The organism is Mesorhizobium intechi, from assembly GCF_002879535.1.
Lineage (GTDB): Bacteria > Pseudomonadota > Alphaproteobacteria > Rhizobiales > Rhizobiaceae > Mesorhizobium > Mesorhizobium intechi.
In genome coordinates, this window is record NZ_PNOT02000103.1 from 1 (window position 1) to 7,690 (window position 7,690).

The 7,690-nt window shown below is 64.4% G+C and carries 8 protein-coding genes; 6 read left to right on the plus strand and 2 right to left on the minus strand.

The genetic code is table 11. The features are described 5' to 3' along the window. Positions 1-720: phytanoyl-CoA dioxygenase family protein (locus tag C1D09_RS09255; RefSeq protein WP_143973979.1), on the plus strand; the 720-nt coding region annotated here is incomplete at its 5' end. Positions 721-866: 146 nt separating this feature from the next. Then, entirely contained in the window at positions 867-2,144 is a 1,278-nt protein-coding gene (gene purD / locus C1D09_RS09260) for a phosphoribosylamine--glycine ligase (RefSeq protein ID WP_143973980.1), read from the plus strand. A 17-nt stretch (positions 2,145-2,161) separates the two neighbouring features. Here the strand turns inward: purD and C1D09_RS09265 are convergent, their stop codons facing one another. Then, positions 2,162-3,274, minus strand: a complete 1,113-nt coding sequence (locus tag C1D09_RS09265; RefSeq protein WP_143973981.1) for a glycoside hydrolase family 25 protein — start codon at positions 3,272-3,274, stop codon at positions 2,162-2,164. A 372-nt stretch (positions 3,275-3,646) separates the two neighbouring features. Here C1D09_RS09265 and C1D09_RS09270 point away from each other — a divergent pair, with 372 nt between their 5' ends. Together C1D09_RS09270 and C1D09_RS09275 are read left to right on the plus strand one after the other, a co-directional pair. Further along, positions 3,647-5,416: an acyl-CoA dehydrogenase gene (locus C1D09_RS09270; protein ID WP_143973982.1), complete on the plus strand. Its 1,770-nt coding sequence runs from the start codon at positions 3,647-3,649 to the stop codon at positions 5,414-5,416. Between the two features lie 31 nt (positions 5,417-5,447). Beyond that, on the plus strand, positions 5,448-6,200 hold the full coding sequence (locus C1D09_RS09275; RefSeq protein ID WP_143973983.1) for a crotonase/enoyl-CoA hydratase family protein: 753 nt from the start codon (positions 5,448-5,450) through the stop codon (positions 6,198-6,200). A 12-nt stretch (positions 6,201-6,212) separates the two neighbouring features. Here C1D09_RS09275 and pdxH read toward each other — a convergent pair whose 3' ends face one another. After that, positions 6,213-6,830: a pyridoxamine 5'-phosphate oxidase gene (pdxH, locus tag C1D09_RS09280; protein ID WP_143973984.1), complete on the minus strand. Its 618-nt coding sequence runs from the start codon at positions 6,828-6,830 to the stop codon at positions 6,213-6,215. Positions 6,831-6,870: 40 nt separating this feature from the next. On the opposite strand from pdxH, the gene C1D09_RS09285 reads away from it, so the two are divergent. Continuing rightward, positions 6,871-7,332 carry an RT0821/Lpp0805 family surface protein gene (locus C1D09_RS09285; RefSeq protein ID WP_143973985.1) on the plus strand — a complete coding sequence of 154 codons (462 nt, stop codon included), beginning with the start codon at positions 6,871-6,873 and terminating at the stop codon, positions 7,330-7,332. 99 nt (positions 7,333-7,431) lie between these two features. Continuing rightward, the coding region (locus tag C1D09_RS09290) for a DnaJ domain-containing protein (RefSeq protein WP_167514543.1) at positions 7,432-7,690 on the plus strand (259 nt) is incomplete at its 3' end.

The following is a 7,690-nucleotide window of genomic DNA, read 5'->3' on the forward strand; positions in this document are numbered from 1 at the left end:
TTCAAGGGGTGGGTCGATACGATTGCCGCCGGCATCGAGCGCAACATGCGGAACCGCAGCGCCACCGCGTCCGACATCGCCAATGGCCGCGGCAGCTTCTTCGACGATTACTGTAACTGGGAGCGCATTCCCGAATTCGTCGAGGTGGTGCGGAAATCGCCAGCCGCCGAACTGGCGGCGGCGGTGATGCAGTCGCGCACAGCGCAGTTCTTCCACGACCACGTTCTGGTCAAGGAACCCGGCACGCAGAAGCCGACGCCCTGGCACCAGGACATCCCCTATTATTTCGTCGATGGCCGGCAGACGGTGAGCTTCTGGATCCCCATCGATCCGGTGAAGGAGGCGACACTGCGCCTGATCGCCGGCTCGCACAACTGGGACAAGATGATCCTGCCGGTGCGCTGGCTCGACGACAGCAATTTCTATGCCGGGGAGGGCGATTACCTGCCGGTGCCGGATCCCGACAAGGACCCGTCGATGAAGGTGCTCGAATGGGAGATGGAGCCGGGCGACGCCATTCTGTTCGACTTCCGCACCGCGCATGGCGCGCGCGGCAATTTGACAGCGGCACGGCGCAGGGCGCTGTCGCTGCGCTGGGTCGGCGACGATGCCCACTATGTCGAGCGGCCGGGCCGTACCTCGCCTCCCTATCACGGCCATGGCATGCAGCCGGGCCAGAAATTGCGCGAAGACTGGTTCCCGGTGATCTTTCCTGGCTAAAGCAGGCAGGCGCCGGAATTCGCCGCCCATATTCGGCCGGGGATAACGTTCCCGTGCGCAATTCGGTTCAAAACATCCTGATGCCTTGACCCGTCGCCCGGAGAGCAATAGCGGGTGCTCTCCAGGGTTTGCATCAAGAGGTGGCCATGAACGTTCTTCTTCTGGGATCCGGCGGCCGCGAACATGCGCTTGCCTGGAAGATCGCCGCCTCGCCGCTGCTGACCAAGCTTTTCGCGGCCCCCGGCAATCCGGGCATCGGTGCTGAGGCTGAACTGGTGAAGCTTGACATCATCGATCACGCAGCCGTCGCCTCCTTCTGCCGGGAGAAGAAAATCGACCTCGTCGTGGTTGGCCCGGAAGGGCCGCTTGTCGCCGGTATCGCGGACGATTTGCGCGCCGAAAACGTCCGCGTTTTCGGGCCTTCGAAGGCCGCCGCGCGGTTGGAAGGCTCTAAGGGTTTCACCAAGGACCTCTGCGCACGATACGACATCCCGACCGCCGCCTATGGCCGTTTCAACGATCTGGCCTCGGCCAAGGCCTATGTCGACAAGATGGGTGCGCCGATCGTCATCAAGGCCGATGGGCTCGCCGCCGGCAAGGGCGTCACCGTCGCCATGACGCTGGACGAGGCGCAGGCGGCACTCGATGCCTGCTTCGAGGGTTCCTTTGGCGCTGCCGGAGCGGAGGTGGTGGTCGAGGAATTCATGACCGGCGAGGAGGCGAGCTTCTTCTGCCTCTGCGACGGTACCACGGCACTTCCTTTCGGCACGGCGCAGGACCACAAGCGTGTCGGTGACGGCGATGTCGGCCCCAACACCGGCGGCATGGGCGCCTATTCGCCGGCGCCGGTGATGACGCCTGAGATGGTCGAACGCACCATGCGCGAGATCATCGAGCCGACCATGCGCGGCATGGCCGAGCTTGGCGCGCCGTTCGCGGGCATTCTCTTTGCCGGGCTGATGATATCCGACAAAGGACCGAAGCTGATCGAATACAACACCCGCTTCGGCGATCCCGAGTGCCAGGTGCTGATGATGCGGCTGAAGGACGACCTGCTGGTGCTGCTCAATGCCGTCGTCGATGGTCAACTGGCGCACACGTCCATACGCTGGCGCGACGAGGCGGCACTTACCGTGGTGATGGCGGCGCGGGGTTATCCCGGCACGCCGGAAAAGGGATCGGTCATCCGCGGCGTCGAGCAGGCGGCGGGCGAAGGCGTGCAGATCTTCCACGCCGGCACCGCCATCAATGGCGGCGCGCTGGTCGCCAATGGCGGCCGCGTCCTCAATGTCACCGCGACCGGCGCCACGGTCGGCGAGGCGCGGAAGCGGGCCTATGCCGCGCTCGACCGGATCGACTGGCCGGACGGGTTCTGCCGCCGCGACATCGGCTGGCAGGCCGTGGCGCGCGAGCGGGCGAGCTGAGATTTCGGAGCGGCGGCCTACGGCCGGCCGCGATCGATTTCGGTCGAACCGGTGCTGACGGGATCGGCCGAAGCAAGGGCGGCATCGAGTTGTTCGGGCGAGCGTTGCCCGGTGCTCTTCCAGGCGACATATTGCACGATGCCGAAGCCCGGCCTGCGCGGCACCGTCTTCACCGCTGGCATGCGGAACCCGTCGCGGAATTTCGACCAGCGCGAACCGAGCACCGCGACCATTTCCTCGAAGGTTGGCGGCGTTGCCACATCCGCATAGATGAGGGTGGTCTTGCCGGCGAGCGCTGCTTCGCGCGAGAGCGGCACCGGCACGCTGGCAAGGTAGTCGGATGGCACGTCGATCAGCCCGCCAAGGGGCCATTGCTGGCGCAGCGTGGCGGCATCCATCGGCACGACATTGACGTCGATATTATTGGGCGTGCCGGCCACCCTGTAGGGGCAGCGGAAACGGCCGCAATTGGCCTGCGCGGAGAATTGCCAGAGCGCGTAGCCTTGCCAGTTGCCCATCGGGAAATGCACATCGATATCAGGCTTGTAGCGTGCGTACCAAAGCGGCAGCCGCGACAGCAGCCGATATTTGTAGCGGTTGTCGGCGATATACTGCGCGGTCTTGCCGTTGGTATAGAGCACCGGGAAGCGGCCGATGCGCCGATGCACCTGGCGCACGAACTCCTCGGCGTCGTCGAGCGACATCCATTGCGAGGGATCGATGCCCTCGATGTCGAGCGCCATGAGATCGTCCGGCGCGGGATCGGCGAAATCGAGGAAATTGTTGGCCTGTTCAACGGGATTGCCGGGCCGGGCGAGATGATAGGCGCCCCATTTCAGTCCCAGCGCCTTGGCGACGACCCTTCGCGTCTGAAACAGTTCGCGCGTCACCGCATGGCGCTTCCACAGCGCCTTACAGAGCTTCACGTCGGTGTCGCCGCCGAAACAGAAATAGGGCGGCGGCATGCCGTCGGAGGCCTTGTTGATGAAGGCGGCGATGCGCTTGTCTGTGGCAAGCTGCGCCCAATCGATGGAATTGTACTCGTAGGCGTCGACGACCAGCGCGCGGTCGGCGTTCTTCCGCGGCTCGGAGAAATCCGAAGCCTTTGCCGCTGATGTCAGCGCCATCATTGCCGCAAGAGCGATTGCTGGGCGGCCAAGAAGGTGCGCCGGCGTTTTCAAACAGGGGATCCCCGTTGATCAAACACCGATGGTGAACCGCTATGGTTAAGGAAATGCTTTCGAGGCAATGCGGTGAGTCAGCCGCACAGCTTCAATGCCGTTGCTGCAGACGGGAAACATCGACAACGGGCGGCCTTGAAACGGCGTGAAACCATGTGGTCGAGTGCTGCCACGCCGCAGGCCGGCGCGATTGCAAAATCCACGTGACAAAGTTTGACGTTTACGTAAAAAGAAGCCGGGAGATTGCCCAAAGGCGGATGGTTTTGCGGCCGCGCCGGCTCTAGGGTTGGCGAGGCTGGTGCATCAGGAGGATCGAGCGACATGTATCGGGCACCGGTCGAGGATATCGCGTTCACGCTCAAGCATGTTGCCGGCATGAAGTCCGCCCTTGATACCGGTGGGTTCGGTGATCTCGGCGAGGACCTGGTCGACGCCGTCCTTGGCGAGGCGGGCCGTTTCGCCACCGAGGAGGTGGCACCGCTCTACAAGATCGGTGACGATCAGGGTGCGGTGCTCAAGGATGCCGCCGTCACCATGCCGTCCGGCTGGAAGGAGCTTTATCGGCGCTGGATCGATGGCGGCTGGAACGCGCTCTCGGGACCTGAAGAATATGGCGGCCAGGCGCTGCCCACCATGCTGGGCGTCGCGGCGCTCGAAATGTGGAACTCCGCCGCCATGGCCTTCGGCATCGGCCCGACGCTAACCATGGGCGCGGTCGAAGCGCTCGACAAGCACGCTTCCGAAGCGCTCAAGGCGACGTATCTCGCCAAGCTCGTGTCGGGCGAATGGATGGGCACGATGAACCTGACCGAGCCGCAGGCCGGCTCCGATCTCGCCGCCTTGCGCTCCCGCGCCGAGCCCGCCGGCGATGGCACCTACCGCATCTTCGGCCAGAAGATCTTCATCACCTATGGCGAGCACGATTTCACCGACAACATCATCCATCTGGTGTTGGCACGGCTGCCGGACGCGCCCGCCGGCACGCGCGGCATCTCGCTGTTCCTGGTGCCGAAATTTTTCGTCAACGACGATGGCTCGCTCGGCGCCCGCAACGACGTCTTCTGTTCCGGTCTCGAGCACAAGCTCGGCATCCATGCTTCTCCGACCTGCACCATGATTTATGGCGACGGTTTCCAGGGCTCCAGGCCCGGCGCCGTCGGCTGGCTGATCGGCGAGGAAAACAAGGGTCTCGCCTGCATGTTCACCATGATGAACAATGCCCGGCTGGCCGTCGGCATGCAGGGCGTCGCGGTCGCGGAAGCCGCCACCCAGAAGGCGATCGCCTACGCCAATGAACGTCGCCAGGGCAAAGCGGCGGATTATGCCGGCGCCGGCATGGCGCCGATCGTCCATCACCCCGACGTGCAGCGCAATCTCCTGACCATGAAGGCGCTGACGCAGACAGCGCGGGCGATCAGCTATTCCTGCGCCCACGCCATCGACATGGCGCGGGTCTCGGATGGCGATCAGGCGTCACACTGGCGCGACCGCGCCAACCTGCTCACGCCGCTGGCCAAGGCGTTTTCGACCGATGTCGGCGTCGAAGTGGCTTCGCTCGGCGTGCAGGTGCACGGCGGCATGGGCTTCATCGAGGAAACCGGTGCTGCTGCCTTCTACCGCGACGCCCGCATCGCGCCGATCTACGAGGGTACCAACGGCATCCAGGCGATCGATCTGGTCACCCGCAAGCTGCCGCTCGGCGGCGGCGAACATGTGCATGGCTTCATCGGCGAACTGGCAGCCGTCGCCAATGCCGTGCGTACTTCCATCCTGCAGGGTTTCGGCCGTACCGCCGATGCGCTCGACACAGCCCTTGGCGACCTGACGCAAGCGACGCGCTTCCTGCAGAAATTGTCGGCCGACGGCCGGATGGACGAGGCGCTGGCGGGAGCGACGCCGTATCTCAGGTTGATCTCGCTTGCCGCTGGCGGCGCCTACCTGGCGCGCGGCGCGCTTGCCGATCAGGATCGTATCGCCCTGTGCCGCTTCTTCGCCGAAAACCTGCTCGGCGAGGCACGCGCCCTGAAGGAACGCGTCATCGACGGCGCGGAGAGCCTCGCCGCCGCCGGCAAGGCGCTGATATCGGCTTGAATTCTCACAGCGCTCACCAGGGAAGAAGACCGTGACAGACCATATCCTCGTCGAGCGCCAGGGCGCCATCCAGACCATCCGCATGAACCGTCCGGACAAGAAGAACGCGCTGACGCGTGCCATGTACGCAAGGATGTCGGCGGCGCTTGCCGAAGGCGATGCCGATCCGGCGATCCGCGTCCATATCTTCCTCGGCGTGCCCGGCGCCTTCTCCTCTGGCAACGACCTTGCCGATTTCATGGTTGTCGCCACCGGCGGTGACGGCGGCACGGAAGTCTGGGATTTCCTGATGGCGCTGGCCAGGGTCGAAAAGCCCATCGTCTCCGGGGTCGACGGCATCGCGGTCGGGATCGGCACGACGATCAACCTGCATTGCGACCTGACCTTCGCCACGCCGCGCACCATGTTCAGGACGCCTTTCGTCGACCTTGGCCTGGTGCCCGAGGCCGGCTCCAGTCTGCTGGCGCCGCGCATCCTGGGCCAGCAGGGCGCTTTCGCGCTGCTCGGCCTTGGCGAAGGGTTTTCCGCCGAGCGTGCGAAGGCCGCCGGCCTGATCTACGACGTGGTCGAGGAGGGCGCGCTGGAGGCCTCGGTGCTCGCGGCGGCCGGGCAGATCGCCGCGAAGCCGCCGCAGGCCCTGAAGATCGCGCGCGACCTCATGCGTGGCTCGCGCGACGATCTCGTCGCTCGCATCGGCGCGGAAAGCGAATATTTTCGCGAGCGGCTGAAGTCGGACGAGGCGCGCGCCGCGCTCACCGCATTCATGACCAGGAAGAAGAGCTGAGGCCTTGCGCTTTCAGGGATAAAGCCGCGTCTTGTCCCAATCGCCTTTGGCATTGCGGGTAAAGACCACCCGGTCATGCAGCCGGAACGGACGGTCGTGCCAGAACTCGATCGTCTTCGGCACGATGCGGAAACCCGACCAGTGCTTCGGGCGCGGAATCTCGCCGATGGCGTAGCGCGCCGTGTATTCGGCGACGGCTTTCTCCAGCGCGAAGCGGCTTTCCAGCGGCCGCGACTGCTTCGACGCCCAGGCGCCGATGCGGCTGCCGCGTGGGCGCGTCGCGTAATAGGCGTCGGCCTCGGCATCGCTGACGATCTCCACCGGGCCGCGAATGCGCACCTGCCGGCGCAGCGATTTCCAGTGGAAACACATCGCCGCCTTCATGCTGCCAAGAATCTCCTGGCCCTTCACGCTCTCGAAATTCGTGTAGAAAACAAAGCCACCTTCATCGAACCCCTTCAGCAGCACCATCCGCACATCCGGCATGCCTTCGGCATCGACGGTCGCCAGCGCCACGCCGTTGGCGTCGTTGATTTCGCTCTTGGTGGCGTCGTCCAGCCATGCGGCAAAGAGGCGAAACGGCTCGGCCGCTTCGGTAAAGTCACTGGTTGTTAACTCTGTGTCGCTCATAGTTTTTCTCAAATTGTCACGAAATCAGGGAGGCTGCCGATTGTCGCGTATCGCGCAAGCTTTTGACAGCAGGCAATGGGGCGTTATCGCTTCGGCCAGCGCGAAAGCGGCGATCGTGGCGGTGGCCTTGCCGCTTGCCGCCTGTGGCGCGGGGGGCTTCAGCCTGGAAAAGGCCGAAGTCGACCGCTCGATCCTGACCAGCAGCACGCAGGCTCCGTCGGCGCCTGCCGATTCGGATCGCGACTCCGACCAGACGACGATCGGCAATGCGGTGTCCTCCGCCGACATCGAGCAGCTCGGCGGCCAGGCCGTGCCGTGGGCCAATGCCGGCACCGGCTCGCGCGGCTCCATCACGGAGCTGGCGGAATTGAAGGACAGGGGCCAGACCTGCCGCCGTTTCAAGGCTTCGCGCGAAAGCTTTGACGGCGTTGCCATGTTCGAGGGCGAGCTCTGCCTGGCCAGCGCCGGCGGCTGGCGCATGCAGGGCTTCAAGGCGCTCTGATTTCCGCTTTCAATATGGCCATCAGCTACTGGAATTTCTTCCTATCCGAGCGCATATAGGAGGCAAGTATGGACTCAACTCATTTCCAGGGCAGGAAGCATGCGCGACCCGTATGAGGTCCTGGGCGTTGCAAAGAACGCATCGGCCAAGGACATAAAATCGGCGTACCGGAAACTCGCCAAGAAACATCATCCGGACCAGAATCCGAATGATCCCAAGGCGAAGGACCGTTTTGCCGCGGCCAATCAGGCCTATGAGATCGTCGGCGACGAGAAGAATCGTGCCGCTTTCGATCGCGGCGAGATCGACGCCGACGGCAAGCCGCGCTTCCAGGGTTTTGAGGGTGCCGCCGGTGGCG

Excerpts from the sequence above, each read along its gene's own strand:
- C1D09_RS09265 (WP_143973981.1), bottom strand. The coding sequence starts at position 3,274 with ATGATGGCGCTGACATCAGCGGCAAAGGCTTCGGATTTCTCCGAGCCG.
- purD (WP_143973980.1), top strand. The coding sequence starts at position 867 with ATGAACGTTCTTCTTCTGGGATCCGGCGGCCGCGAACATGCGCTTGCC.
- pdxH (WP_143973984.1), bottom strand. The coding sequence starts at position 6,830 with ATGAGCGACACAGAGTTAACAACCAGTGACTTTACCGAAGCGGCCGAG.
- C1D09_RS09270 (WP_143973982.1), top strand. The coding sequence starts at position 3,647 with ATGTATCGGGCACCGGTCGAGGATATCGCGTTCACGCTCAAGCATGTT.